Source organism: Klebsiella sp. 18074 (genome assembly GCF_902705905.1).
Taxonomy (GTDB): Bacteria; Pseudomonadota; Gammaproteobacteria; order Enterobacterales; family Enterobacteriaceae; genus Klebsiella; species Klebsiella terrigena.
Genome location: NZ_CACSIS010000002.1, coordinates 324,334 through 349,020, shown reverse-complemented (window position 1 = coordinate 349,020; position 24,687 = coordinate 324,334). Strand labels below are relative to the sequence as shown.

Annotated in this window: 25 protein-coding genes and 1 pseudogene; 7 read left to right on the top strand and 19 right to left on the bottom strand. The window is 59.9% G+C overall.

Translation table 11 applies throughout. The features are described 5' to 3' along the window. Window positions 1–151, bottom strand: a 151-nt coding sequence (locus tag GVK32_RS03280; protein ID WP_172437399.1) for a hypothetical protein, incomplete at its 3' end; no start/stop codon positions are given. Window positions 152–429: 278 nt separating this feature from the next. Between GVK32_RS03280 and GVK32_RS03275 the strand changes: the two genes are divergently transcribed. Beyond that, window positions 430–1,188 carry a M48 family metallopeptidase gene (locus GVK32_RS03275; protein ID WP_041147175.1) on the top strand — a complete coding sequence of 253 codons (759 nt, stop codon included), beginning with the start codon at window positions 430–432 and terminating at the stop codon, window positions 1,186–1,188. Window positions 1,189–1,230: 42 nt separating this feature from the next. Here the strand turns inward: GVK32_RS03275 and GVK32_RS03270 are convergent, their stop codons facing one another. From GVK32_RS03270 to GVK32_RS03205, 14 genes are all read right to left on the bottom strand, one after another. After that, a complete protein-coding gene (locus GVK32_RS03270) occupies window positions 1,231–2,871 on the bottom strand; it encodes a thiamine pyrophosphate-binding protein (protein WP_159865106.1) in 1,641 nt (546 codons plus the stop codon). A gap of 14 nt (window positions 2,872–2,885) precedes the next feature. Further along, a complete protein-coding gene (locus GVK32_RS03265) occupies window positions 2,886–4,355 on the bottom strand; it encodes an aldehyde dehydrogenase (protein ID WP_159865103.1) in 1,470 nt (489 codons plus the stop codon). A gap of 15 nt (window positions 4,356–4,370) precedes the next feature. After that, window positions 4,371–5,135, bottom strand: coding sequence for an aspartate dehydrogenase (locus GVK32_RS03260; protein WP_159865100.1), 765 nt, complete (start codon window positions 5,133–5,135; stop codon window positions 4,371–4,373). A 9-nt stretch (window positions 5,136–5,144) separates the two neighbouring features. After that, window positions 5,145–5,939, bottom strand: coding sequence for an SDR family oxidoreductase (locus tag GVK32_RS03255; protein WP_159865097.1), 795 nt, complete (start codon window positions 5,937–5,939; stop codon window positions 5,145–5,147). Next, window positions 5,923–6,693 carry an alpha/beta fold hydrolase gene (locus GVK32_RS03250; protein WP_159865094.1) on the bottom strand — a complete coding sequence of 257 codons (771 nt, stop codon included), beginning with the start codon at window positions 6,691–6,693 and terminating at the stop codon, window positions 5,923–5,925. Before GVK32_RS03250 ends, GVK32_RS03255 begins: the two co-directional genes overlap by 17 nt. A 9-nt stretch (window positions 6,694–6,702) precedes the next feature. Further along, a complete protein-coding gene (locus GVK32_RS03245) occupies window positions 6,703–7,233 on the bottom strand; it encodes a cupin domain-containing protein (protein WP_123708791.1) in 531 nt (176 codons plus the stop codon). Window positions 7,234–7,243: 10 nt separating this feature from the next. Next, window positions 7,244–8,500: an MFS transporter gene (locus GVK32_RS03240; protein WP_159865091.1), complete on the bottom strand. Its 1,257-nt coding sequence runs from the start codon at window positions 8,498–8,500 to the stop codon at window positions 7,244–7,246. Between the two features lie 26 nt (window positions 8,501–8,526). Beyond that, window positions 8,527–9,723, bottom strand: a complete 1,197-nt coding sequence (locus GVK32_RS03235; RefSeq protein WP_159865088.1) for an NAD(P)/FAD-dependent oxidoreductase — start codon at window positions 9,721–9,723, stop codon at window positions 8,527–8,529. Further along, a complete protein-coding gene (locus GVK32_RS03230) occupies window positions 9,720–10,646 on the bottom strand; it encodes a VOC family protein (RefSeq protein WP_159865085.1) in 927 nt (308 codons plus the stop codon). The genes GVK32_RS03235 and GVK32_RS03230 overlap by 4 nt, the downstream gene beginning before the upstream one ends. Before the next feature lie 88 nt (window positions 10,647–10,734). After that, window positions 10,735–11,523: an IclR family transcriptional regulator gene (locus GVK32_RS03225; protein ID WP_159865082.1), complete on the bottom strand. Its 789-nt coding sequence runs from the start codon at window positions 11,521–11,523 to the stop codon at window positions 10,735–10,737. A gap of 14 nt (window positions 11,524–11,537) precedes the next feature. After that, entirely contained in the window at window positions 11,538–12,287 is a 750-nt protein-coding gene (locus GVK32_RS03220) for an SDR family oxidoreductase (protein ID WP_159865079.1), read from the bottom strand. Further along, complete coding sequence (locus GVK32_RS03215) at window positions 12,287–13,309, bottom strand: aromatic ring-hydroxylating dioxygenase subunit alpha (protein WP_159865076.1); 1,023 nt, start codon at window positions 13,307–13,309, stop codon at window positions 12,287–12,289. Before GVK32_RS03215 ends, GVK32_RS03220 begins: the two co-directional genes overlap by 1 nt. Window positions 13,310–13,319: 10 nt before the next feature. Next, window positions 13,320–13,628, bottom strand: a complete 309-nt coding sequence (locus tag GVK32_RS03210; protein ID WP_159865073.1) for a recombinase-like helix-turn-helix domain-containing protein — start codon at window positions 13,626–13,628, stop codon at window positions 13,320–13,322. Continuing rightward, a complete protein-coding gene (locus tag GVK32_RS03205) occupies window positions 13,625–13,948 on the bottom strand; it encodes a non-heme iron oxygenase ferredoxin subunit (RefSeq protein ID WP_041147189.1) in 324 nt (107 codons plus the stop codon). The genes GVK32_RS03210 and GVK32_RS03205 overlap by 4 nt, the downstream gene beginning before the upstream one ends. A gap of 429 nt (window positions 13,949–14,377) precedes the next feature. On the opposite strand from GVK32_RS03205, the gene GVK32_RS03200 reads away from it, so the two are divergent. After that, window positions 14,378–15,589 carry an MFS transporter gene (locus GVK32_RS03200; RefSeq protein WP_159865070.1) on the top strand — a complete coding sequence of 404 codons (1,212 nt, stop codon included), beginning with the start codon at window positions 14,378–14,380 and terminating at the stop codon, window positions 15,587–15,589. A 3-nt stretch (window positions 15,590–15,592) separates the two neighbouring features. Here GVK32_RS03200 and speB read toward each other — a convergent pair whose 3' ends face one another. From speB to GVK32_RS29465, 4 genes and pseudogenes are all read right to left on the bottom strand, one after another. Continuing rightward, window positions 15,593–16,513 (bottom strand): agmatinase, encoded by a 921-nt coding sequence (speB, locus tag GVK32_RS03195; RefSeq protein WP_159865067.1) that lies wholly within the window; start codon window positions 16,511–16,513, stop codon window positions 15,593–15,595. A gap of 203 nt (window positions 16,514–16,716) precedes the next feature. Then, window positions 16,717–18,693, bottom strand: coding sequence for a biosynthetic arginine decarboxylase (gene speA / locus GVK32_RS03190; RefSeq protein WP_076946677.1), 1,977 nt, complete (start codon window positions 18,691–18,693; stop codon window positions 16,717–16,719). An 8-nt stretch (window positions 18,694–18,701) separates the two neighbouring features. Then, complete coding sequence (yqgB, locus tag GVK32_RS03185) at window positions 18,702–18,833, bottom strand: acid stress response protein YqgB (protein ID WP_128879443.1); 132 nt, start codon at window positions 18,831–18,833, stop codon at window positions 18,702–18,704. An 88-nt stretch (window positions 18,834–18,921) separates the two neighbouring features. Further along, a pseudogene (locus GVK32_RS29465) lies at window positions 18,922–19,017 on the bottom strand (hypothetical protein); the annotation flags it as partial. A 517-nt stretch (window positions 19,018–19,534) separates the two neighbouring features. Between GVK32_RS29465 and metK the strand changes: the two are divergent. The 5 genes from metK (at window position 19,535) to rsmE (ending at window position 24,679) form a co-directional block, all read left to right on the top strand. Next, complete coding sequence (gene metK, locus GVK32_RS03180; RefSeq protein ID WP_159865064.1) at window positions 19,535–20,689, top strand: methionine adenosyltransferase; 1,155 nt, start codon at window positions 19,535–19,537, stop codon at window positions 20,687–20,689. Window positions 20,690–21,081: 392 nt separating this feature from the next. Next, window positions 21,082–22,476, top strand: a complete 1,395-nt coding sequence (locus tag GVK32_RS03175; protein ID WP_159865061.1) for a sugar porter family MFS transporter — start codon at window positions 21,082–21,084, stop codon at window positions 22,474–22,476. A gap of 76 nt (window positions 22,477–22,552) precedes the next feature. Further along, window positions 22,553–23,053: a SprT family zinc-dependent metalloprotease gene (locus tag GVK32_RS03170; RefSeq protein WP_159865058.1), complete on the top strand. Its 501-nt coding sequence runs from the start codon at window positions 22,553–22,555 to the stop codon at window positions 23,051–23,053. A gap of 94 nt (window positions 23,054–23,147) precedes the next feature. Further along, window positions 23,148–23,855 carry a deoxyribonuclease I gene (gene endA, locus GVK32_RS03165; protein ID WP_159865055.1) on the top strand — a complete coding sequence of 236 codons (708 nt, stop codon included), beginning with the start codon at window positions 23,148–23,150 and terminating at the stop codon, window positions 23,853–23,855. 92 nt (window positions 23,856–23,947) lie between these two features. Next, the gene (gene rsmE, locus GVK32_RS03160) at window positions 23,948–24,679 is read left to right on the top strand and encodes a 16S rRNA (uracil(1498)-N(3))-methyltransferase (protein WP_076946674.1); all 732 of its coding nucleotides are present in this window, start codon (window positions 23,948–23,950) and stop codon (window positions 24,677–24,679) included. The last annotated feature ends 8 nt before the right edge of the window (window positions 24,680–24,687 follow it).

Genomic DNA, 24,687 nt, shown 5'->3' with positions numbered 1-24,687 from the left:
TGTTCGGGTTATGATTCAGGAAATCACGCCACAGGACTTCGGCAATGTCAGCCATACCCATCGGGGCACCCGGGTGGCCGGATTTGGCTTTCTGTACCGCGTCCATGCTCAGCGCACGAATAGCGTTAGCAAGCTCTTTACGTGAGGACATTTTGACTCCAGTTCGGACTGTTGAAGGCCATACCCTTAACGACTTGACGAGAGCGCGTTTTGGGCTACGCCGGAAAAAAGTGACAACAATGTAACCCAAGCGACAAAACATGTACATGGAGCATCCTTTTGTGGTTTAAGAAATCTCCGGAACAGGTTGTGCTGCCCCGGAATCCTCTCGCCCGTAACTCGCAATACTCTTTATAATTTGTGCAGGATGCGACATGCTTACCGTCGCCTTTTTCAGACAAAAAATCGTAAGATTGTGGAAGATAAAAAATGAAAATTCGCTCAACTATTCTTGCCCTTGGGATTGCAGCAACGCTTACCGGATGTCAGAACATGGACTCCAACGCCCTCCTCAGCTCCGGCGCCGAGGCTTTCCAGGCCTACTCTCTGAGCGACGCGCAGGTCAAAGCGCTCAGCGACCAGGCCTGTAAAGAGATGGATAGCAAGGCGACTATTTCGCCCGCCGGCAGCGAATACAGCAAGCGCCTGAATAAAATCGCCGCCGCGCTGGGCGACAATATCAACGGCCAGCCGGTTAACTACAAAGTGTATGAAACCAAAGACGTTAACGCGTTTGCGATGGCCAACGGCTGCATCCGCGTATACAGCGGCCTGATGGACATCATGAACGATAACGAAGTGGAAGCGGTTATCGGCCACGAAATGGGCCACGTTGCGCTGGGTCACGTGAAGAAAGGCATGCAGGTTGCACTCGGTACCAACGCCGTGCGCGCCGCCGCCGCGTCTGCGGGCGGTATCGTCGGCAGCCTGTCCCAGTCTCAGCTGGGCGATCTTGGCGAAAAGCTGGTGAACTCGCAGTTCTCCCAGCGCCAGGAGTCCGAAGCGGACGACTACTCCTACGATCTGCTGCGTAAGCGCGGAATTAATCCGTCAGGACTGGCCACCAGCTTCGAAAAGCTGGCCAAGCTGGAAGCCGGGCGGCAGAGCTCAATGTTTGACGATCACCCGGCATCGCAGGAGCGCGCTCAACACATCCGCGATCGCATGAAGGCCGACGGCATTAAATAATCCCGACTCCCCTCTCTGCAACGCCAGAGAGGGGAAAACGGCTTAATACAGCGTTTTCTGCGGCGGCCCGGCAAAACGCAGCGCGCCAATCTGCCCCATTTTGACCTCCACCACCGACGGCCCCGGCATCGCCAGCGCTTCGGTCATGACCGACTGGAAATCCTCCGCCCGCTCAACGCTCCACGCCTGCAGGCCGATGGCCTGCGCCAGCAGCGTGAAATCCGGAGTATGCAGCTCGTTGTAATACTGACGCCCGCCGAAATACTTATCCTGAATCCCGCGCATCACGCCGTAGCCGCCATCGTTCATGACAATCAGCGTGACGTTAGCCTTTTCCTGCGCCAACGTCGCCAACTCCCCCAGATTCAGGCTCAGCCCGCCGTCGCCGACGAGGCCGACCACCTTCCGCTGCGGGTTAGCAATCGCCGTGCCGATCGCCATCGGCAGGCCCATGCCAATGGCCCCGGCCAAGGAGTGGATGTTCATTAACGGGCCGTGAGCGCGGAACAGACGGCTCCCCCACAGGCTGCCGGAAACGGTGATATCGCGCACCAGGATCCCGTCGTCAGGCAGCGCCTGCGCGATGGCATCGTTCAGCTGCGCGTAGGCGCCGCACTGCTCGCGCAGCCCGCTATCCGCCAGCACGACCGCCTCTTTGACCTGCGCATCCCACTGGGCATTGCCCCATTCACGCCCCTGCGCTTTTTCCGCCAGCGCCGCCAGCAGGCTGGCACAGTCGGCAATCAGCGTGTTATCCATCAGATAGTTACGACTGGCCGCCGCCGGGTCGATATCAATCTGCACCCTTGGCGACGGCAGCTCGAGGGTCCAGGAGCGGGTTTCATTGCTGCGCAGGCGCGAGCCCGCCACCAGGGTAAAATCGCACTGCACCATCAGCGCTTCAACGGACGGTGAATTGTGGAAGGCGCGCAGGCTGGCGCGATGCGCGTCCGGCAGCACGCCGCGGCCGTGGGTGCTGGAGATCACCGTCATCCCGGCATCGGCCAGCTTTTTCACCGCCGCCGCGCTGCCGATAGCCCCGCCGCCCAGCCACAGCAGCGGTCGTTTAGCCTGGCGGAGCTGCGCCCACAGCGCATCAACGGTGGCGCTATCGGCCTTCGCCGCCGGGGCCGCTTTCAGCGCGGCGGTCACCAGCGAGGCCGGGATTTTCGCGCCCTGAATATCAATCGGGATCTCAACCGAGACCGGCCCGCACGGCGGCGTTTGCGCCTCCTGAATCGCCTTATGCAGGATAGCCAGCGCCTGGCTGGCATTGCTGATGCGGTACGCGCGCTTCGAGCTGGCCTTCAGGAAGGTCAGCTGGTCGCGGGTTTCGTGAATAAAGCCGGTGTCGGCATCAAGCCAGGCTTTCTCCACCTGACCGGTGAGGTGCAGCAGCGGCGTACAGGCGTTCATCGCCTCCACCAGCGCCCCTACCGCGTTGCCGGCCCCTGCGCCGGTGCTGGTCAACGCCACGCCCAGTCCGGAAAAGCGCCCGTGGGCGTCGGCCATGGTGACCGATCCGGCCTCACCGCGCGCCGGAACAAAGCGGATATTTCCGCGCTGGCCTACCGCATCGGCGATCGGCAGGTTGTGAATAGAGATGACGCCGTAAATAGCCTCAACGTTGTACTGCTCCAGCGTTCTGGCGATGGCTTCGCCGACGGTTATCATTTCGCTCATTGCACACCCTTCTCTTAGTCGCACCAGTGGTTGACGCTATTACCCGTCGCCAGATAAATGCTCTTTTGTTGCATCCAGGCCTTTAGCCCCTGAATCCCTTTTTCTCGGCCCAGGCCGCTCTCTTTAAAGCCCCCGAACGGGGTCGAAATGGAGAAAACCTTGTAGGTGTTGATCCACACCGTTCCGGCTTCCAGGCGATCGCTTAAGCGCAGGGCGCGTCCGCTGTCTCGCGTCCAGATCCCGGCCGCCAGGCCGTAAACCGAATCATTGGCCTGCTGGATCAGCGCGTCTTCATCGCTGAAGCTCATCGCCACCAGCACCGGGCCGAAGATCTCCTCCTGGCAGGCGCGGGCCGTGTTGGTCAGCCCCTCAACGATCGTCGGTTGAAAATAGCTGCCTGCCGCCAGCGCCGGATCCGCCGGGATCTCGCCGCCGCAGAGCACCCGCCCGCCTTCGCGTTTAGCCAGCTCGACGTACTCCAGCACGCTGTCGCGGTGCTTTTCATTAATCAGCGGTCCGACGTGGGTCTCCGCGCTAAACGGATGGCCGATTCTGAGCCCGCGGGTCAGCTCCAGCAGGCGCGCCATCAGCTGCGGATAGACTTTTTCATGCACAAACAGCCGCGAGCCGGCGATGCAGGCCTGGCCGCCGGAGCTAAAGATGCCGTAGCAGATGCCCCGCGCCGCCTGCTCAACATCGGCATCTTCCAGCACGATAGTCGGCGATTTGCCGCCAAGCTCCAGCGACGCCGGGATCAGCTTTTCCGCCGCCACGTGCGCCAAATGACGTCCGGTGCTGGTGCCGCCGGTAAACGAAATTTTGCGCACCAGAGGGTGGCGGGCCAGCGCGTCGCCAATCACCGATCCTTTCCCCGGCAGGACGCTGAGCAGGCCCGCCGGCAGGCCGGCCTGTTCGAAGATCCGCGCCAGCTCCAGCGCCATCAGCGGCGTGGCTTCCGCCGGCTTGAGGATCACCGCGTTACCGGCGGCGATCGCCGGGGCCACTTTTTGCATCTCGCTGGCGATCGGCGAGTTCCACGGCGTAATCGCCGCCACCACGCCCAGCGGCTCGTAGCGGCTGAGCGTCAGCAGATCCGCATGACGCGGGGTCGGCAGTTCGCCCTCCAGCAGCTCGCAGGCGGCGGCAAAGTAGCGGGCGCTGCCCGCGGCGCTCATCACCAGGCCTCGCGCCTCCGCCAGCGGCTTGCCGTTGTCGCGGCTCTGCATCCGCGCCAGCTCCTCAAGACGGGATTCGATAATATCCGCCGCTTTATGCAGGATCTTTGCCCGCAGATGGGGCAGCATGTTGCGCCACGCCGGCTGGCGCCAGGCGCTTTCGGCCAGCGCGATCGCCTCATGCAGATCGTCAAGGCTTGCCGCATGCAGCGTGGCATTGACCGAGCCGTCGGCCGGAAACAGGCTGTGCATCAGGTTGCCGCCGCCGTAGCGCCAGCGACCGCCGATAAAAATCTTTAACTCATCCATCGCCGCCTCTTTGCGCTATGCCAGTTCGCGACAGGCGCGAACCGCGCTCAGTGCCGCCAGGGTGGAAGTTTTTGGGTTGCTGGCGAGCGGTAATCCGCTGAGCTCCAGGTGGAACTCGCCAAACGCGCCCTGTACGTGCAGCGTGTGGGTATTGCGCCGGGTCATCGGATCGACCATCAGCTGTACCCGGGTATCGTCCATCCCGATGCCGCCCAGCGCCACGGTTGCCGCAACGTTGGCGTTCGCCGGAAACAGGCGTGCCGCTTCGCGCGCGCTGCCTTCAAAAAAGATTTTTGCTTCACTGACCGCATTGAGGTCGATGAGCATTTCCGCATAGCTGCCGCGCCAGCTAGCCGGGCTTTTGCGCGACCGGTAGGTCACCTGCTCAAGACCGCCCTCTTTCGCTGCCGCCAGGCCGTCGATACCGGCCACCGCTCCGGAAAGCAGGGTTAGCCGGCCTCCGGCGCCGTTGAGGCGTTTTTCCAGCTCGCTGTCCGCCAGCGCGCCGGTAGAAACTACCGCCAGATGCCAGCCGCGCCTGAGAATGGCTTCGCCAAACTGCGCCACCGCCTGCTGGCTGGCGCACTCCAGCACCAGATCCGGGGTTTCCGCGCAGGACTGCGGGTCGTCCAGCACCGCTACCGCATCGCCGAAGCGCTGGCGGATCGCCGCGTGGTGCGACTCGCGCGCCACCACCCAGCCCAGAGCGACCTGCGGCGGCAGCCGTTCAATCACCGCCTGCGCCATCGCGCCATAGCCGATGAGCATGATCTTTTTCATCTCAACTCCTTACAGATGACGGCAAAAGCCGCCGGAGACATCCAGCGCCGCGCCGGTGGTAAACGATGCCAGCGGCGAGGCGAGGAACAGCAGCGCCTGCGCCGGCTCCTGCGGCCTGCCGAGGCGCGCCATCGGGATCCCGCGCTTGCGGGCGATATCCGCCGTCCACTCGGGCCAGTTCTGGCTCCTGTCCGTGCGATTCTCAAAGCGCCGCTGCCACTGTCCGGACTCCACCATGCCGAGCAGAATGGAGTTCACGCGAATGCCTTTGGCAACCAGGTCCTTCGACAGCGTCAGGGTCATGTTGAGCAGCGCAGCGCGCGCCGCGGAGGTGGCAATCATGTGCTCCTCCGGCTGCAGCGCCAGCAGCGAGTTCACGCAGGTGATCGAGGCGATATCCGAGCGCTCGAGCTGCACCTGAAAGGCTTTCACCGGGTTAATCACCCCGAACAGCTTGAGCTCAGCTTCATGCAGCCACGCCTCCCGCGGCGTATCGGCGAAGTGCGCCACGTACCCCTGGCCGGCGTTATTAATCAGCATGTCGGCACCGCCAAAGCGGGCCGCTACCGCGTCGGCAAAGCCCTGCACCTCGTCTTCTTTCAGCACGTCGCAGCGGTAAGAGAAGACGTTCGCTCCCGGATATTCGTTTTGCAGCGCCGCATGGGCGCTGGCGAGCCGATCCGGATTGCGGCCGCAGAAGGCGACCTTCGCCCCTTCTCCCAGCAGCAGACGCAGCGTTTCAAAGCCAATTCCTGACGACCCGCCGGTGACCACCGCTACGCGTCCCTCAATTTGTGCATTCATCGCGCACCTCTTCCCCTACCCGTAAAAGCTGTTGATTGAAAAATGTGTCGTTATCGAGATAGCTGGCGTGCCCCGCTCGCGGGATGCCGACGTACGGCATGCGGTAGCGCAGCGCCAGACCGTGCACCAGCTCAGGCTGGGTAATGGCGTCCTGCTCACCGCACCACGCCTCAAAGCGGCCGCGGAAATCGCCAAGCCAGCGGTGAATATCGTCATGAGCCAGCATCCACGCCGCGGCAAGGTAGCCCTCGGCGCGCAGCCTGCGCATCCCGGCGGCAACGACGGCAACGTTGGCCCCATCGGTACAGGGGTGCAGCAGCTTCGCCGCCCGGCCCTGCGCCATCGCTTCGCCGCCGGCGGCCATTTGCTGCTGGCGGCCCTGCCAGATTTTTTCACGCTGCACGGCATTTGCCCGGCCGTAGCCCTGAGCGGCATCGGCCAGTACCAGGCGCAGAACGCGCCCGGGGTACTTTGCCGTAAAGGCGCTGGCCACCAGCGCGCCGAGCGAGTGGCCCACCAGCACCGCCTGCTCAACGCCGGCGTGGTCGAGCAGCCGCGCCAGCGCCTCGGCATAATCGCCGGCATCCGCACGCTCGGCCGACAGCATCGGGCTTTCGCCATAACCGGGCATATCCCAGGCCAGCACGCGGTAGCCGGGCAGCGCCATCTGCTTATGCCAGGAGGCCGCGCCGGAGCTGATGCCGTGCAGCAGCACCAGCGGCGTGCCGCTCCCCTGTTCACGAAAACCCGTCATCATGTTTCCTTAACCCCGCTTCACTTTCGACAGGGGATGATCTTGCGGATAGGTCGGGATATTCGGCTTGCGGGTGCCGAGCATCACGCACATCAGCGCTTCCTCTTCGCCGTGGTTAAACAGCCCTCGATAGATGCCCGGCGGGACGGAGATCAGGTCACGTTCGCGCAGCACGGTTTCGGTGTAGCTATCGCCGTCCTGAACCATCAGGGTTATCTGCCCCTTGAGCATGAAAAACACCTCTTCGACGTCATCGTGCAGGTGCAGCGGCCCTTCGCACTTCGCCGGCAGCACCATGGTGGAGAAGGTGAAGTTCTCCGCCGCCACGGTATTGGTATCGCTGGCGACGCCGGTGGCGCCGGTGCCGATGTAGCGCATCTGGGCGCGGCGGTATTTCGGGTCGAAATCGGCCTGGAACTTCAGCGCGTTCCAGTCATATTTGCGCCCCTCAAAGCGCGCGATACGCGACTCAATCCACTCTTCCATCGTCAAGTGCTCAGGCTTGAGACCCTGTTTTGCAGTTACGCTTGAATCTGTCATCGTCTTCTCCTCAGTAACGTCTTAGCAGCGGCAGCAACAGGAGACAGCCTACGACCGCCATCACCGCCAGAAAGATCAGTCCGGAATCCATGCTGTGGGTGAAGGCGATCAGCGCGCCCATCACCGCAGGCGACAGGGCGCCGGCAAAGTTTCCCAACCCGTTGAAAATCCCGCCCGCCGTGGCGCTGACCCGGGGATGGGTCGCCTTCGCCAGCAGCGCAAAAATATTGGGGGCGCCGGTTCCCCACATGAAGGTGCTAAAGCTCATCGCCGCGATAACCGTCAGCGGACTGGTGAAGTGCATCACCGCCGCGAGGCCCACCGCCGCTCCGGCCAGCGAGATAAAGCAGGCGGCCGCGCGTTTATCCACCCGGTCCGAAAGCAACGCCCCGATAATTTCGCCGAGCAGCATGGCGATAAACGGCATCGACGACAGCCAGCCGGCGTGCTCCAGGTGGATACCCTTGCCCTCAATCAGATAGCCCGGAAGCCAGCCGTTGATGCCCCACAGATAGGTCAGGAAGGCAATATTGAAGATGCAGATCATCCAGAAGTGCGGGCTGACAAACAGCTCCCGACGCGCGTTACGCCGCTCTTCCTGCGAGCTGGCAGCCGCGGAGGTTTTGCCCTCCAGCTGGATCCCGCGCAGGCCGATACGGACAAAAATCAGCACCGGTACCGTCAGCATCGCCATCGCAAAGAAGGTGCTTTGCCAGCCGAAGGTGCTGAGCAGCCAGATGGAGAGCGGGAAGCCGATGGCCGCGCCGACCGGCGTGCCGAGCAGCCACAGCATGGTGGCGCGTGCCTGCAGACGCTGCGGGAAGGTGTGGCGCACGATAGCGAAGGCCAGCGGAAACAGCGGCCCCTCGGCGATACCGAGCAGCACGCGCAGCACGATCATGGTGCTGTAGCTGTGGGTGAATCCCATCATCACCATCAATACGCACCACGCCACCATCATGCCGGTGAGCAGGCGCAGCGGCGCGATACGATCGCCCAGCCCGCTGAGCAGAACCGAGGAGAAGCCGTAGCTCAGTAAAAAGGCGCTCATCAGGATGCCGAGGCGCGTGGTATCAAAACCGATGCCCATCGCCTGCTGGAAGTGGCTATCGGAAAACAGCGCCGCAATGCTGATTTTATCGAAGAACGCCAGCAGTACGCAGGCCAGCAGCGCGAGCGGAATAGCCCAACGAACAGCTTTTTCAGGCGCGTGGACGCCCTCACCGCCCGCCACGGAGGGCGCGGTGTTTGTCTCTAATGTGGTCATCTCTCCCCCTTAAGGGTGTGCGGGTGTTATCGCAATGACATCAGCGAAAAGGTCAGATCGTCGAGCGGCACGGCGGAAAGATCTCTCCCCGCCGCCATCCAACGCTTCGCCAGCTTGACGGTGCGCGCATCGTTAAACGCCACCAGCTGGCTGAGCCGGCCGTCGCTATCGAGCGAGAAAAACAGCGGCCCTTTGGCATCGCGGCGAATCACCGTCCGGGTTCCCGGCTGGGGGATCCCGAGGATCTGAATATTGTGCGCGTATTGATCCGACCACAGCCACGGCGCTTCGTCGTAGCCCTCGGCCTGCGGATCGAGCATCGCCTTCGCCGTCGCTACCGCCTGATTCTGGGCAAAGGCCCACGACTGAATGCACAATCCGTACTGGTGATGGCGGGCAACATCGCCGGCGGCGAAAATAGCCGGATCGGCGGTTCGCCCCTGGGCATCGACCACGATCCCGCGATCGACGGGCAGGCCCGCCTCCTGCGCCAGCTCCAGATTAAGCTCGACGCCGATCCCCACCACCACCGCGTCGAAGGTCTGACGTCGGCCGTCGCAGCGGATCACCGGCAGGCCGTCGCTATCTTCGAGGCCCAGCGCGCCGCACCCCGTGCGGACGTTGACCCCCCGATCGCGGTGCAGCCATTCCAGCTCCTGCGACACCTCGCTGCTTACCGAGCGCATGCACAGCGCCTGCTGCTGTTCGTAGAGCGTGACCTCGACGCCGCTTTTACGCGCCGAGGCGGCAATCTCGAGGCCAATCCAGCCGCCGCCGACGATCGCCAGCCGGGTGCTGGCCGCCAGACGCTGCTTCAGGCGCCGGGCATCCTGCCAGTGGCGCAGGGTGTAGACCTGGGGATGCTGCGCCCACGCCTCGCCGGGTAGGCGGGCGCGGCCGCCGGTAGCGATCAGCAGGCGGTCGTAGGCCAGCCGCTCGCCGCCGCTCAGGCGCACGGTTCTCGCCTCACGGTCGATGGCTTCCGCGCGCTGCGGGCGATACCACTTCAGGTTCAGCGCCTGCTGAGCTTCTGCGCTAAACAGACGCGGCAGCGCCGGTTCGGCCTCCAGCAGCGCCGCCTTCGACAGCGGTGGGCGCTCGTAAAAATCCCACTCCTCCTCGGCGATGATGCAAATCTCGCCGTCAAAGCCTTCATCACGCAGCGTTTTTGCCGCCCAGCCGCCGGCCTGGCCGCCGCCGATAATCACTATCCGCACCGTCATACCGCCTCCGGCTTTTTCTGCTGGCGGCGGGTGTCGTGGTCGATACCGCCCTCCACCGCCCACTCGGTAAAGGAAACCAGGGAGTGTTCCAGCTCGCGCGGCTGCCAGTTTTCCGTCAGATAGTCGTCGTTGGTGTAGTACTCGAACGCGCCGCCGGTCGGGCTGTTGACGTACCAGAAGTAGGCCGAAGAGACCGGGTGGCGGCCGGGGCCGATAAAGGTGCTCCACTGGCTTTTGTTCATCGCGATCCCGCCGCCGATCACTTCGTGGATATCGCGCACCGTAAAAGCGACGTGGTTAAGGCCGCGCCTGCGGGTCGGCAGCTGTAATAAGAAGAGATTGTGATGCCCGCCGCGCACGCCGCAGCGCAGGAACACCGCGCGGTTGATATAGCGATCGGACACCTGGAAACCGAGCACCTCGCGGTAGAAACTCTCTACCGCCGCCAGCTCCTCAACGAAGAACACCACGTGGCCGATGTTGATCGGCTGGGCGCGCTCGTAAACCGGGCTCGGCGTATCAATTCGCCGCACGTCGCCCCACTGGTTTATCGGCTCGACGTCCAGCTCAACCGGCGTCTGCTGGCTCACCTGAACCCGCAGCGTCATGCCGTTCGGATCCTGGCATTCGAGGGCGCCGTCCACTTCGCGAAAGGCCGGCTGCTGCGCCAGCTTCGGCCGCAGCGCCTCCAGCGCCGCCCGGTCCGCTACGCCCCAGGTCATCCGGCGCAGGGTATTGCCCGCCTCAAAGGCGGGCGGCAGATCCGGGCTGTTTATCGAGTTGAGCATGATCTGGGCGCCGCTCAGGGTGGTAAAACCCCGGCCGCCGGCATCGCTCGTCAGGCCAAAATCACGCATAAATTTGGCGCTGTGGGTCAGGTCGTCGACGCCAAATTCCAGCTTTTCAATTCCGGTTACACTCATCGTTCGTTGCCTCTTTACCGTTCGGTCGCCCGGATTTGGGCGTAAAACATGCCCGACGCACCCAAGCGCCTGCATTTAACGTATTGATTTAAATAGCCTGAGCTAAATGCCCGAGGAAGCCAGAAATTTTGTCCGCCGCCATGCTGACATCGTTTTGCAGCCGCTCGCGATCGGCCTGCGGGATCTCATCCGACGGCACCAGAACGCTCACCACCGCCGCCACCTGTCCACTGCGATCGTAAACCGGGTAAACGATGGAGGAGATGCCGTGACGGTAGAAGGACTCGCCGATCACAAAGCCCCGCGCCTTATCCTGCTGCACCATCTGCCACAGCGCTTCGCGGTCGTGAATTTGCCCTGGCGTATTGCCCGGCAGCCGCTCGTCAGGGAACAGCTGCTCGAACTCGCGGCGGGAGACATCGGTTAGCAGCATGCGGCCAAGCGAAGTGCAGTGGACCGGCAGGCGGGTGCCGATGCTGACCTGATTAATGCGCGAGCCGGCGGCGCTGACCCGGGCGATGTAGATAATGTCCCGCCCGTCGCGGATCGCCAGGTGGCTGCTGCACTGGCTGGTATCGCGCAGCTGCTCAATCACCGGCTGACCGACCTGCGCCACATCCAGCGAGGCGATGTATTCAAAGCCAAGACGCAGGACGTTCATCCCGAGCGAAAAGGTATTGGTGCGCGGATTGCGCTCCAGAAAGCCCATATATTCCAGCGTCTGCACCACGCGATAAGCGGTCGCTTTCGGCATATCCACCAGCCGATGCAGCTCGGAGAAGGTCAGATCGCGATGCTGCTCGCCAAACGCCAGCAGCAGCTCCAGCCCCCGCTCCAGGCCCGGCACCAGATACTTCACTTCCCGCTCGTTTGCCATACCGCCTCGCCTCTTTAGTTAAAAACAAATCCGCCGTTGACCGGAATCAGTTGCCCGGTGATAAACCGCGACAGCTCGCTGAGCAGCCACACCACGCTGCCGGTGACATCTTCCGGCTGCTGTGCGCCGCTCAGGGCCCGGCCGTTCTCATACAGCTGATGACGTTCAGCCGGAACGTACTCGGTGGCCTCCACGCGGGTCAGCCCCGGGGCGATAGCGTTAATGCGGATGCGCTTCTCCCCGAGCTCCCGCGCCATTGAGCGGGTCATGGCGATCACCGCGCCTTTGCTGGCGACGTAGGCCATCAGGCGCGGCGCGCCCCACAGCGCGGTGTCCGACGCCACGTTAACGATCCCGCTGCCTTCACGCAGCAGCGGCACCGCCGCCCGGGTCACCAGCCACGTGCCCTTGACGTTAACCGACATCACCCGATCCCACAGATCCGGATCGTAATCGATCATATTTTTGCCGCCGACGCCGGTGGCCATCGCGGCGTTATTCACCAGTCCGTCAATGGGACCTCGTTCGCCAATCGCGCTAAACGCCTGCGCGATTGAGTGCGGATCGGCGAGATCGATAACGCAAGACTCGATGGCAAAACCTTGTTCACTGAGCCCATGCGCGCGCTCGGCCAGTTCGCCCTCGAGGATGTCGCACATCACCACCTTCGCGCCCTGCTCCGCACAGGCTTTGGCGAAGTGATAGCCCAGCCCGCGCGCGGCCCCGGTCACCACGATACGTTTTCCGTTCAGCAGCCCGTTCATCAGGCGGCGCCCTGCTGTTCTTCGCGCGCCGCCAGCTGCTCTTTAGCCGCTTTTTGCATCATGCGGCGCAGGCGCGACAGTCCGACGTCGTGCTGATAGAGATATTCGTGGTCGCGGGCGTTCGGCGCCAGGCTCTCCAGCACCACGCGATCCTGCTCGAGCACTTCCCAGTGCAGTTTTTCCAGGCGGTTGCGGTACATGAAGCGCCACATATCGCGCTGCCAGCCCTGCACGCCGCGGATACGCCAGAAAAAGACCCGACAGTTGTCGTTATCTTCCGGCACCACCATGCCGACGATAAAGAAGTGGCCTCCTGGCCCAAAGCGTTTCTGATACGGGATCGACAGGCGCATCCAGCAGGCGCCGCTGTTGCCGAGCTCTACCCAGTCAAAGTTGACGCCGCTCTGCCCCTTCTTCTCAAAAATAAAGCCGGTTTTGGTCGGCTGAAGCACCATGTCCGCTTTACGCTCCCCTTCCGCCATCGAGTGCGAAGAGGAGTGCAGATAGGTACCGTGCATCGGATCCATGACGTTTTCCAGCGCGTACTGATAGTTGCATTTCCACGCGGCGGTGCAGAGGAAGTTGCTGTATTTGTCGCCGTTAGCCAGCTCTTCCGGGAAGGTCAGCTCCTCCGGCTGCTGGTTCGCCGTGGCGCCAAACCATAAGAAGATCGCCCCGTGCGCTTCCTGGACGTTGTAGCTACGTACGCACTGCTGGCCCACCAGCGGGCATTTATCGACTGCCGGTACATCTTTCACTTCGCCGTTGCCGGCCACTTCCACCCCGTGATACCAGCAGGCAATCCGATCGCCGAGGTTCCAGCCCATCGACAGGCGCGCGCCGCGGTGCGGGCAGCGGTCTTCCAGCGCCTGCAGCTGGCCGTCTTTATTACGCCAGATAACGATCTGCTCGCCGAGGCGGGTGATGCCTACCGGCGCGGACTGCACCTCCCAGCTTGCCAGCACCGGATACCACAGGCCGCGTAAACCTTTATCGAGATAGTTTTGTACCGTTGTCGTCATCGCTATGTCCTCAGTATCCGTTTACCTGCAAAAAAGCCTCGAAGCTGGCCTCGCTCCACGGTTCGCCCTGCTGGTCGTGCATTCTCAGGTCGTTCAGCCCGTCTACCAGCTGCGCCAGGCTCTCTGCGCCCTGCTCAAACAGCCCTTCAAGGGTGGCGATAAGCTGCAGCTCCCAGTTTTCCGGGACGCGGCTGCGGGTTTGCCAGATAAGGTTGTGATAGTCGCCCGGCTTATGAATGTTGCCGTTCCCGCCTTCTGCAGGTGGCGTAAACTGGCGGCTTTCCGGCAGCGCCGGGTTGAAGTTCAGGGTTTCGCTCATGCCACGCTCTCCTCGATAAAAGTAATCTGAATCTGATTGTCGAATACCCGCACCGGGTAACGATTGAGGCTACGACCGCCCGGACCGTGCAGGCATTGACCGGTTTTCACATCGAATACCGCTTCATGCAGCGGGCATTCAACCTTGCCGTCTTCCACAAAGCCCTGGCTTAACAGCGCATAGGCATGGGGACACACGTCCTCCAGCGCGTAATACTCGCCATCAATCAGATAAATGCCGATCTCTTTACCGTCGATATTGCCGCTATAAGGGAAATCTTCCTGTACCTGCTCTGCGTCACATACGCCTATCCAGCTCATCACGATCCTCCAGGCTTTGTTTCATATATGAAACTCTGTTTCTTATTTAATACGGTCAATATAAAAGCGTTCAATCTTTCGTCAAGCGGCAATGTGAAGGATTTGTTAACCGACCGTGATTTAATTATCTAAGTGTGCAATCGATCACGAAAAATTGCGGTAATATGAAATTGTGATATTTAAAAGGTGGGCGTGAAAATAAATTCAGCAGGCGCTTAACTTTTCGAAAATGACTATTGACTTCTTTTCCATACAATCATTAAAAATGATAAAGCCGGCTAAACATAAAGTTTCACCGGTGAAACAACTTTCAATAAATTCTTTTTAAAACAACGAGTTTCACCTGTTAACCATTTTACATCCGTAACTATCACCGTTATTTAAAAACAGCGTCCTTGATTCATAATTGACCGGGAGAAAAGAATAATCATGACCGCAAGATGGCAGGGAACAATCGCGCTGATGTTGTTAATTATCATCTCTTATATTGACCGGGTAAATATCTCAGTGATGATACTTAACCCCGAATTTGCGGCCCACTTTCAGCTAAATGAAAACAGAATGTTACAGGGAATGCTGATGACCTGCTTTCTCGTGGGCTATGGAGTGTCGGCACTACTCTTAACGCCGGTGATTGAAAACCGGCTGCACTATCGGCAGGGGCTATTAATCAGCATCGCTATCTGGGCCGCGGTGTGCGCCGTTTCTCCGCTGCTCGGATCGCTGTTCGGGATGCTGATCGCCCGCGTTATCCTAGGTATTGCGGAGGGGCCGCTGTTTTCGCTCAAAACGCGGTTTATCAGCGACAGCTTCGCCGCCGACGAGATCGGCAAACCGAACGCGGTCACCGCGCTCGGGGTCTCGCTGGGGCTGGCGGTGGGCTTCCCGCTGGTCACTTTTTTAATCGGGCATCAGGGGTGGCAGGGCTCTTTTTACAGCCTGGCCGCGCTGAACCTGCTGCTCGGCGGCGGGCTGATCTGGCGCTTCCTGCCGGCTCCTGCTGCGACGACGCAAAGGTCTCGCGCCGGCTTTAAGCAGACGTTTCAGCTGGCCTGGCGTACGCCGCTCCTCGGCTGGATCCTGCTGGTCGAGATCGCCACCCTCAGCTATCTGTGGGGCAGCAGCGCCTGGCTGCCGGCGTGGCTACGCGATGAGCATCACTTCTCGCTACAGGCCACCGGCGTTCTGGCGGCGATCCCCTTTCTGCTCAGCCTGGGCTCTAAATTTCTGGGCGGCGTGCTGCTCGATAAAATGCGTCCCGAGCAGGCTCCGCTGCTGTTTATAAGCGGCGGCCTTCTGACGGCCTGCTCGATACTGGCGCTGATGCTCAGCCACCAGCCGGCGTGGCTAGCGCTGTTTATGCTGTCGGCCAATATATTCTGGGGGCTTCAGGGGGCGGCGATACCGGCGGTGGTGCAGCATCACGCGGCGAAGGGGGCGGTAGGCAGCGCCTACGGCATCATTAACGGTATCGGCAATATCTGCGCGGCGTTTATCCCGCTGCTGATGGGGCTGGTGATGAAGTCGGTCGGGTCGGTCAGTTCAGGATTTTCGGTACTGGTGGCGTCACAGGTCGTTACCCTGCTTGCCGGAGGCGTGCTGCTGCTGCGCATGCGTCGCGCAGCAGCAGTGAGCGCTTAGGGCTTATTCGCCCTTTTTCGCCGCCTGGATATAGAGCATTTCCAGCGCCAGGGTCGCCGCCGCCAGGGCGGTGATCTCGGACTGATCGTAGGCCGGGGCCACTTCCACCACGTCCATCCCAACGATGTTCAGATCCTTCAGGCCGCGCACCAGCTTGATCGCGCGATCCGAGGTCAGCCCACCGATCACCGGCGTACCGGTACCCGGCGCAAACGCCGGATCCAGGCAGTCAATGTCGAAGGTCAGATAGACCGGCATATCGCCAACGATCTGTTTGATCTGAGCGATAACATCGTCAGCGGTGCGATCGTTAACCTGGCCCGCATCCAGCACGGTAAAGCCGTTGTCTTTGTCAAACTCGGTGCGGATACCGATCTGCACCGAGTGGTTCGGGTCAATCAGGCCTTCGTTCGGCGCGGTGTAGAACATGGTGCCGTGATCGAACTCACAGCCGTTGGCGTAGGTGTCGGTATGGGCATCGAAATGTACCAGCGCCATTTTACCGAAATGCTTAGCGTGCGCGCGCAGCAGCGGCAGGGTGACGAAGTGATCGCCGCCGAAGGAAAGCATACGTTTCCCGGCCGCCAGCAGCTTCTCAGCGTGGGCCTGCAAACGTTCGCTCATGTCGCGCGCGTCGCCGAAGGCGTAAACCAGGTCGCCGCAGTCGACAACGTCCAGACGCTCGCGCATGTCGAAGTTCCACGGGAAGCGGTTGCCTTCCCAGGCGAGGTTGGTGGAAACCTGACGGATCGCCGCAGGACCGTGACGCCCGCCCGCGCGGCCGGAGGTTGCCGCATCAAAAGGAACGCCGGTGATCACCCAGTCGGCGTCGCTGTCGTACGGCTGGAAGTTCAGCGGCAGACGCAAAAAACCAAACGCGTTAGAGACCAGGGAATTATCGTATTGATGACCTAAAGTGCTCATGGGTGTGACCTCTTTTTACAGGCGATAGTATTAAAAATGCACATAAAAAAACCCCTCCGCGTCGTTAGGCCCGACGAGGAAGGGTTTGAATAGGGTAACTGCTTGTTGGGCGAATTATCGCCGTTAATGCATGCGGGTTCAAGTCGGTATCGCGTTTGCGTGACCTGTTGCCCCCTCCTTCACCAGAGAGGGCGCGCAGCATGTTACTCGTCTTCCAGATAAGTGTAGCCGTACAGGCCCGCTTCGAACTCTTCGAGGAACTGCTGCTGCAGCGCCTCGTCGAGACCGGAGTTTTTCACCTGATCGCGGAACTGGGTCAGCAGCGTGTTCGGATCCAGCTGCACGTACTGCAGCATATCGGCCACGGTATCCCCTTCGTCGGAGAGCTCAACTTCAACGCTGCCGTCAGGGAAGACGAACACGTCAACCGCTTCGGTATCACCGAACAGGTTATGCATGTTGCCGAGGATCTCCTGGTAGGCGCCGACCATAAAGAAGCCCAGCATCGGCGGGTTATCAGGATCGTATTCCGGCATCGGCATGGTGGTAGCGATCCCGTCACCGTCGACGTAGTGATCGATAGCGCCATCGGAGTCGCAGGTGATATCCAGCAGCACCGCGCGGCGCTCAGGCACCATGTTCAGCCCTTCCAGCGGCATCACTGGGAACAGCTGATCGATACCCCACGCGTCCGGCATCGACTGGAACAGCGAGAAGTTGACGTAAATTTTATCCGCCATCCGCTCCTGCAGCTCGTCAATGATTGGACGGTGCGCGCGGTTGCTCGGATCGAGCTGTTTCTGCACTTCGTGACACATGTTCAGATACAGCTGCTCCGCCCACGCGCGCTCCTGCAGGTTGAAGGTGCCGGAAGAGTAGCCGGTGTGAATATCGTGCAGGTCCATCTGACTGTCGTGCAGCCATTCGCGCAGCGAGCGGCGGTTGCCGGTCTCGTGCATCTCCTGCCAGGTTTCCCACATGCTCTGCAGCGGGCGCGCCGCATCTTCCGCAGGCGGAGTTGCCTCGGTGTATTCGTTACGCTCGACGCCGATAATATTGGAGACCAGCACGGTATGGTGCGCGGTGACCGCACGCCCGGATTCGGTAATCACCGTCGGGTGCGGCAGGCCGTTCTCTTCACAGGCGTCGCCGATCGCCCAGATAATATTGTTCGCGTACTCGTTGAGGCCGTAGTTCACCGAGCAGTCGGACTGCGAACGGGTGCCCTCATAGTCCACGCCCAGGCCGCCGCCGACGTCAAAGCACTGGATATTGACGCCCAGCTTATGCAGCTCGACGTAAAAGCGTGAGGATTCGCGCACGCCGGTGGCGATATCGCGAATGTTGGCCATCTGCGAGCCAAGGTGGAAATGCAGCAGCTGCAGGCTTTCCAGATGCCCCGCCGCGCGCAGAATTTCAACCAGCTGCAGAACCTGCGTCGCCGCGAGGCCGAACTTGGATTTCTCGCCGCCGGAGGACTGCCATTTACCGGAGCCCTGCGAGGCTAAACGCGCGCGGACGCCAAGACGCGGCACCACGTTCAGGCGCGCGGCTTCTTCCAGCACGATGGCGATTTCCGACATCTTTTCGATGACCAGATAGACCTTGTGGCCCATCTTTTCGCCGACCAGCGCGAGGCGGATATATTCACGGTCTTTATAGCCGTTACAGACGATCACGCTGCGGGTCATGCCCGCGTGCGCCAGCACCGCCATCAGTTCGGCCTTTGAACCGGCTTCCAGGCCCAGCGGCTCGCCGGAGTGAATCAGCGACTCAATCACGCGACGATGCTGGTTAACCTTAATCGGGTAAACGAGGAAATAGTCGCCGTTATAGCCGTAGGACTCGCGCGCACGCTTGAAGGCGGCGTTAATCGAGCGCAGGCGATGCTGCAGGATCTGCGGGAAGCAAAACAGTGCAGGCAAGCGCTGCCCCTGCGCTTCACGCGCTTTAACTAATTCGGCAAGATCGACGCGCGCTTGCGGTACGTCAGGATCCGGGCAAACGCTGATATGGCCCAGCTCGTTGACGTCGTAGTAGTTATTACCCCACCAGGCAATATTATAAGTACGTAGCATTTTGCTAGCTTCCTGGGAGCTCATCGCCACCTCCTGCATAGAACGTAGTACACCGTGTTCGCCTGCTGACGAAGGCGAAACCATAGACATGTCGTCAGACATAGCGAACCTCAATTTTTAATAATAAGTGTAAGACAGTTAACTACTATCGCAGTCCAAAGACGCGATAACAACCCATGAACAGTCCTAAACCCCAGCAGATAGTGCTGGCGCTGCGGCTGCGCGACCGGTTTCTTCTTCATATGATAATAAAACACGTACCCGAACCTAATGTGACAGTCCGGAGAAACCACGAGAAAACCCTTGCGATAGCGGCAAGAGAGCCCTTGTTCAGTTTTCTGACGACCTTCCGGCCCTGGAATCCTGAGAAGCGCCGAGATGGGTAGAACATCGGCAGGTGTGCATGAAAGAGATGCAGATTGCGGGATAGTGACGCGCGACGGAACGACGCGACGAATCAGGTGAAAAACGTGGGTTCATTATCTGGTATCACCTCCACACTGCCCCGAAACGGGCCAGCGACAAGCCAAAGCTATCTATCTGGCAGCAGGCGCAAAGGCCGCTGCGGGATTCTGTCAATACAGAGTGCTTAACCCGGCTGGAAGTGGCGTCACGAGGTACTCTTCGTGCGCTGTCATAATGAGCCGTGCGCGGCGTTTTATACCGAGAAGCAGGCTAAAATGCAAAATAAAAATATGCGCGTTGCCGCATCTGGCAGGAAAAATTTCCACCGGCTATTACGCATAAATGCGATGCGCATCAAAAAAGTCTGGAAATGGGATTAAGACTTGACCTAAAATAGCCGTCCAGAAGTTAATCCATCTATACTGATTAACACTCAGACTGCTCGTGTCACTACCTGCAGGCTTTGGTAGAATCATCCACCAAAGCTAATCCACACAACAGTATGAGCTATACGAATACTCCACAGGTAAAATAAAACATGGCAAAACACCTTTTTACGTCCGAGTCCGTATCAGAAGGGCATCCAGACAAAATTGCTGACCAAATCTCCGATGCCGTGCTTGACGCGATCCTGGAACAGGATCCGAAAGCCCGCGTTGCGTGTGAGACCTATGTCAAAACCGGCATGGTTTTGGTTGGCGGTGAAATCACCACCAGCGCATGGGTTGATATCGAAGAGATCACCCGTAATACGGTTCGTGAAATTGGCTACGTGCATTCCGATATGGGCTTTGATGCCAACTCCTGCGCCGTGCTGAGCGCAATCGGCAAGCAGTCTCCGGACATCAACCAGGGCGTTGACCGTGCCGATCCACTGGAGCAGGGCGCGGGCGACCAGGGCCTGATGTTTGGCTATGCCACTAACGAGACCGACGTGCTGATGCCGGCACCGGTCACCTATGCTCACCGTCTGGTGCAGCGTCAGGCTGAAGTGCGTAAAAACGGCACGCTGTCGTGGCTGCGTCCGGATGCGAAGAGCCAGGTGACCTTCCAGTATGACGACGGCAAAATCGTCGGCATCGACGCGGTGGTACTGTCGACCCAGCACGCGGAAGATATCGATCAGAAATCGCTGCAGGAAGCGGTGATGGAAGAGATCATCAAGCCGGTTCTGCCGACCGAATGGCTGAGCAACGCCACCAAATTCTTTATCAACCCAACCGGCCGCTTTGTTATCGGCGGCCCGATGGGTGACTGCGGCCTGACCGGGCGTAAAATCATCGTTGATACCTACGGCGGCATGGCTCGTCACGGCGGCGGCGCGTTCTCCGGTAAGGATCCGTCTAAAGTTGACCGCTCCGCGGCTTACGCAGCGCGCTATGTGGCGAAGAACATCGTCGCTGCAGGCCTGGCCGATCGCTGTGAGATTCAGGTTTCCTACGCAATCGGCGTGGCTGAACCGACTTCTATCATGGTTGAAACCTTCGGCACCGAAAAAATTGCGACCGAGCAGCTGACTCTGCTGGTGCGCGAATTCTTCGACCTGCGTCCGTACGGCCTGATCCAGATGCTGGATCTGCTGCATCCGATCTACAAAGAAACCGCGGCATACGGCCACTTTGGTCGCGAACATTTCCCATGGGAAAAAACCGACAAAGCTGCTCTGCTGCGCGAAGCTGCCGGCCTGAAATAACCGCGCGCTTCACCGTTTCAAAGGCCAGCCTCGTGCTGGCCTTTTTCTTTACTTCTTCCCCTCTTCGCGCCGCGCCCCTCCGCCCTCCGATTCCTAAGCTGTGCAGAAAATGAAAGCGATTACATCAGATTGGAAGCCATTAATTAGCTCCAGATCAGCGTTAATGAAGCAGTATTTCACAATGTTACATACCATTTCAGGAAAGTCTGATTTCCGTTTTTCACCCCATTGACTAAAATTACATACTACATTGATTTATATAAATATTTATTGATTACGTTTCTTTACCTTGGTGTAAGCGATTACACAGGCGTGATTGCAATCACATTTTTTTGCTACGCACTCCCCTACTCTAAGCAGCGACAGAATCAATAACTCAACTGGAGGGCGTTATGCCTGACAACAAAAAACAAGGGCGCTCGAACAAAACGATGACGTTCTTTGTCTGTTTCCTCGCCGCACTGGCCGGCCTGCTTTTTGGCCTTGATATCGGCGTCATTGCGGGTGCCCTACCCTTTATTGCCAACGAGTTTCAGATTACCGCTCACACTCAGGAATGGGTGGTGAGCTCCATGATGTTCGGCGCCGCGGTCGGTGCGGTCGGCAGCGGCTGGCTCTCCTTCAAGCTGGGCCGTAAGAAAAGCCTGATGATCGGCGCCATCCTGTTCGTTGCCGGCTCGCTGTGCTCCGCCGCCGCGCCGAATGTTGAAGTGCTGCTGATCTCCCGCATACTGCTCGGCCTGGCGGTAGGCGTCGCCTCCTACACCGCCCCGCTGTATCTCTCGGAAATTGCGCCGGAGAAAATTCGCGGCAGCATGATCTCGATGTATCAGCTGATGATCACCATCGGTATTCTCGGCGCCTATCTGTCGGATACCGCGTTTAGCTACAGCGGCGCATGGCGCTGGATGCTCGGGGTCATTATCATCCCGGCCATTCTGCTGCTGATTGGCGTCTTCTTCCTGCCGGACAGCCCGCGCTGGTTTGCCGCAAAACGCCGCTTTGTCGACGCTGAGCGCGTGCTGCTGCGCCTGCGTGATACCAGCGCGGAAGCCAAACGTGAGCTCGATGAAATCCGTGAAAGCCTGAAGGTCAAACAGTCCGGCTGGGAGCTGTTTAAAGAGAACAGCAATTTCCGCCGCGCGGTGTTCCTCGGGGTCCTGCTGCAGGTGATGCAGCAGTTCACCGGGATGAACGTCATCATGTACTACGCGCCGAAGATCTTTGAGCTGGCGGGCTACGCCAACACCACCGAGCAGATGTGGGGCACGGTTATCGTCGGCCTGACCAACGTGCTGGCGACCTTTATCGCGATCGGCCTGGTTGACCGCTGGGGCCGTAAGCCAACGCTGATCCTCGGCTTTATCGTCATGGCCGTCGGCATGGGCGTGCTGGGCAGCATGATGCATATCGGCATCCACTCCACGACCGCGCAGTACTTCTCCGTGCTGATGCTGCTGATGTTTATCGTCGGCTTCGCAATGAGCGCTGGCCCGCTAATCTGGGTCCTGTGTTCAGAAATTCAGCCGCTGAAGGGCCGCGATTTCGGCATCACCTGCTCCACGGCCACCAACTGGATTGCCAACATGATTGTCGGTGCGACCTTCCTGACCATGCTGAACTCGCTGGGCAGCGCGAACACCTTCTGGGTCTATGGCGGCCTGAATATCCTGTTCATCTTCCTGACCCTGTGGCTTATTCCGGAAACCAAAAACGTTTCGCTGGAACATATCGAACGTAACCTGATGAAGGGCCGTCCGCTGCGTGAAATCGGCGCTCGCGACTAGTCATCACCGCGCTTCCTCCCCCCGGGAGGAAGCTTCTTCTTGCTCTCCTCTCCTCGCCGCACTATCCTCTGGCGCTATGAAGACACCCCGAATTCCCATCGCTACGCAGCAGGCCGTAATGCGCAGCCTGCGGGAAAAACTCGCCCTCGCGAACCTCAAGCTTGAGCGCCGCTATCCGGAACCCGTGCTGGTCTATCAGCAGCGGGGAACCTCCGCCGGCACCGCCTGGCTGGAGAAGAATGAAATTCGCCTCAACCCGGTGCTGCTGCTGGAGAACCAGCAGGCGTTTATCGATGAGGTTGTGCCGCACGAGCTGGCGCACCTGCTGGTGTGGCAGCATTTTGGACGCGTGGCGCCGCACGGCAAAGAGTGGAAGTGGATGATGGAAAGCGTGCTGGAAGTGCCGGCCCGCCGCACCCACCGCTTCGAACTGGACTCCGTGCGGCAGAATACTTTCCCCTACCGCTGCCAGTGCCAGCAGCACCAGCTCACCGTTCGCCGTCACAACCGTGTGACGCGCGGCGAAGCCACCTACCGCTGCGTTCGCTGCGGCGATCTGCTGGTCGCCGAAGAGTAAATATCGGCTATAACTGGAAATTTTCTGATCTGACTGATTGCATCTGACAATCGCATTCGCTACGTTGCGGGCTCGTTTTGACACGGAGTTCACGATGTCCCGTACTCATATTTTTGCCGCAGCGCTTTTGACTGCGGCCTTTAGCGGTCAGTCAATGGCCGAAGGGATCCATAGTTTTTCCCAGGCAAAAACCGCCGGAGTGAAGGTTAACGCCGATGCCCCCGGCGACTTCTACTGCGGCTGCAAAATCGACTGGCAGGGTAAAAAAGGCGTAATCAATCTACAATCCTGCGGCTATAAAGTGCGTAAAAACGAAAACCGCGCCAGCCGCGTCGAGTGGGAGCACGTCGTCCCGGCGTGGCAGTTTGGCCACCAGCGCCAGTGCTGGCAGGACGGCGGGCGTAAAAACTGCGCCAAAGATCCGGTATACCGCAGGATGGAAAGCGATATGCACAACCTGCAGCCGGCGGTTGGCGAGGTCAACGGCGACCGCGCTAACTATATGTACAGCCAGTGGAAAGGCGGCGAAGGCCAGTACGGCCAGTGCGCGATGAAGGTCGATTTTAAAGAGAAGGTCGCCGAGCCGCCGGCGCGCGCGCGCGGGGCGATTGCGCGGACCTACTTCTATATGCGCGATAGCTATCAGCTCACGCTTTCCCGTCAGCAAACCCAGCTTTTTACCGCCTGGGATAAGACCTACCCGGTCACCCGTTGGGAGTGCGAACGCGATGAGCGTATCGCTAAAGTTCAGGGCAACCACAATCCTTACGTCCAGCAGGCTTGCCAGGCGCAAAAGAGCTAACCTACACTAGCGGCAATTGTTAATTTGCAGGTCCCGCTATTCTCTCGCCGCAGCGGGGAACCGGGGCCTGCGCGAAGAACGGAATATCAAGCATGCGCACTCCCCGCATCCACCACCCCGAACCGATTATCGTCGGCAGCCAGATAGCCCTTTCCGACGACGCGGCGAACCACGTTGGTCGCGTACTGCGAATGGGTAAAGGCCAGGCCATTCAGCTTTTTGACGGTAGTAATCAGGTATTTGAAGCCACAATCGTCGACGCGGGCAAGAAAAACGTGACGGTTGAGATCGTCAGCGGCGAGCGTGACGACCGCGAATCGCCGCTGCATATTCACCTCGGTCAGGTCATGTCGCGCGGCGAAAAGATGGAATTCACCATCCAGAAATCGATCGAGCTCGGGGTAAGCCTCATTACGCCACTGTTTTCCGAGCGCTGCGGGGTTAAACTGGATGCCGAACGCTTGCAGAAAAAGATCCAGCAGTGGCAGAAAATCGCCATTGCCGCCTGCGAGCAGAGCGGCCGCAACGTGGTGCCAGAAATTCGCCCGGCCATGCAGCTGGAGGCATGGTGTGCGGAGCAGGACGACAGCCTGAAGCTGAACCTGCACCCTCGCGCCAGCGCCAGCATTAACACGCTGCCGCTGCCGGTCGAGCGCATTCGTCTGCTGATTGGTCCTGAAGGAGGGCTGTCAGCGGAAGAGATCGCGATGACCGCTCGTTACCAGTTTACTGATATTCTGTTGGGACCGCGCGTTCTGCGTACAGAGACAACTGCGCTAACCGCCATTACCGCGCTACAGGTGCGTTTTGGCGACTTAGGTTGAAGCGTTAA

What these genes read in the sequence shown, in the direction of transcription:
- GVK32_RS03205 (WP_041147189.1), bottom strand. Translation starts at nt 13,948, where the DNA reads ATGAGCTGGATAGGCGTATGTGACGCAGAGCAGGTACAGGAAGATTTC.
- GVK32_RS03230 (WP_159865085.1), bottom strand. Translation starts at nt 10,646, where the DNA reads ATGAGTGTAACCGGAATTGAAAAGCTGGAATTTGGCGTCGACGACCTG.
- GVK32_RS03220 (WP_159865079.1), bottom strand. Translation starts at nt 12,287, where the DNA reads ATGAACGGGCTGCTGAACGGAAAACGTATCGTGGTGACCGGGGCCGCG.
- GVK32_RS03170 (WP_159865058.1), top strand. Translation starts at nt 22,553, where the DNA reads ATGAAGACACCCCGAATTCCCATCGCTACGCAGCAGGCCGTAATGCGC.
- GVK32_RS03225 (WP_159865082.1), bottom strand. Translation starts at nt 11,523, where the DNA reads ATGGCAAACGAGCGGGAAGTGAAGTATCTGGTGCCGGGCCTGGAGCGG.
- GVK32_RS03235 (WP_159865088.1), bottom strand. Translation starts at nt 9,723, where the DNA reads ATGACGGTGCGGATAGTGATTATCGGCGGCGGCCAGGCCGGCGGCTGG.
- GVK32_RS03240 (WP_159865091.1), bottom strand. Translation starts at nt 8,500, where the DNA reads ATGACCACATTAGAGACAAACACCGCGCCCTCCGTGGCGGGCGGTGAG.
- GVK32_RS03265 (WP_159865103.1), bottom strand. Translation starts at nt 4,355, where the DNA reads ATGGATGAGTTAAAGATTTTTATCGGCGGTCGCTGGCGCTACGGCGGC.
- GVK32_RS03270 (WP_159865106.1), bottom strand. Translation starts at nt 2,871, where the DNA reads ATGAGCGAAATGATAACCGTCGGCGAAGCCATCGCCAGAACGCTGGAG.
- speA (WP_076946677.1), bottom strand. Translation starts at nt 18,693, where the DNA reads ATGTCTGACGACATGTCTATGGTTTCGCCTTCGTCAGCAGGCGAACAC.
- GVK32_RS03255 (WP_159865097.1), bottom strand. Translation starts at nt 5,939, where the DNA reads ATGAATGCACAAATTGAGGGACGCGTAGCGGTGGTCACCGGCGGGTCG.
- GVK32_RS03250 (WP_159865094.1), bottom strand. Translation starts at nt 6,693, where the DNA reads ATGACGGGTTTTCGTGAACAGGGGAGCGGCACGCCGCTGGTGCTGCTG.
- rsmE (WP_076946674.1), top strand. Translation starts at nt 23,948, where the DNA reads ATGCGCACTCCCCGCATCCACCACCCCGAACCGATTATCGTCGGCAGC.
- GVK32_RS03215 (WP_159865076.1), bottom strand. Translation starts at nt 13,309, where the DNA reads ATGACGACAACGGTACAAAACTATCTCGATAAAGGTTTACGCGGCCTG.
- yqgB (WP_128879443.1), bottom strand. Translation starts at nt 18,833, where the DNA reads ATGAAGAAGAAACCGGTCGCGCAGCCGCAGCGCCAGCACTATCTGCTG.
- GVK32_RS03260 (WP_159865100.1), bottom strand. Translation starts at nt 5,135, where the DNA reads ATGAAAAAGATCATGCTCATCGGCTATGGCGCGATGGCGCAGGCGGTG.
- endA (WP_159865055.1), top strand. Translation starts at nt 23,148, where the DNA reads ATGTCCCGTACTCATATTTTTGCCGCAGCGCTTTTGACTGCGGCCTTT.
- GVK32_RS03200 (WP_159865070.1), top strand. Translation starts at nt 14,378, where the DNA reads ATGACCGCAAGATGGCAGGGAACAATCGCGCTGATGTTGTTAATTATC.
- GVK32_RS03175 (WP_159865061.1), top strand. Translation starts at nt 21,082, where the DNA reads ATGCCTGACAACAAAAAACAAGGGCGCTCGAACAAAACGATGACGTTC.
- GVK32_RS03210 (WP_159865073.1), bottom strand. Translation starts at nt 13,628, where the DNA reads ATGAGCGAAACCCTGAACTTCAACCCGGCGCTGCCGGAAAGCCGCCAG.
- GVK32_RS03245 (WP_123708791.1), bottom strand. Translation starts at nt 7,233, where the DNA reads ATGACAGATTCAAGCGTAACTGCAAAACAGGGTCTCAAGCCTGAGCAC.
- GVK32_RS03275 (WP_041147175.1), top strand. Translation starts at nt 430, where the DNA reads ATGAAAATTCGCTCAACTATTCTTGCCCTTGGGATTGCAGCAACGCTT.
- metK (WP_159865064.1), top strand. Translation starts at nt 19,535, where the DNA reads ATGGCAAAACACCTTTTTACGTCCGAGTCCGTATCAGAAGGGCATCCA.
- speB (WP_159865067.1), bottom strand. Translation starts at nt 16,513, where the DNA reads ATGAGCACTTTAGGTCATCAATACGATAATTCCCTGGTCTCTAACGCG.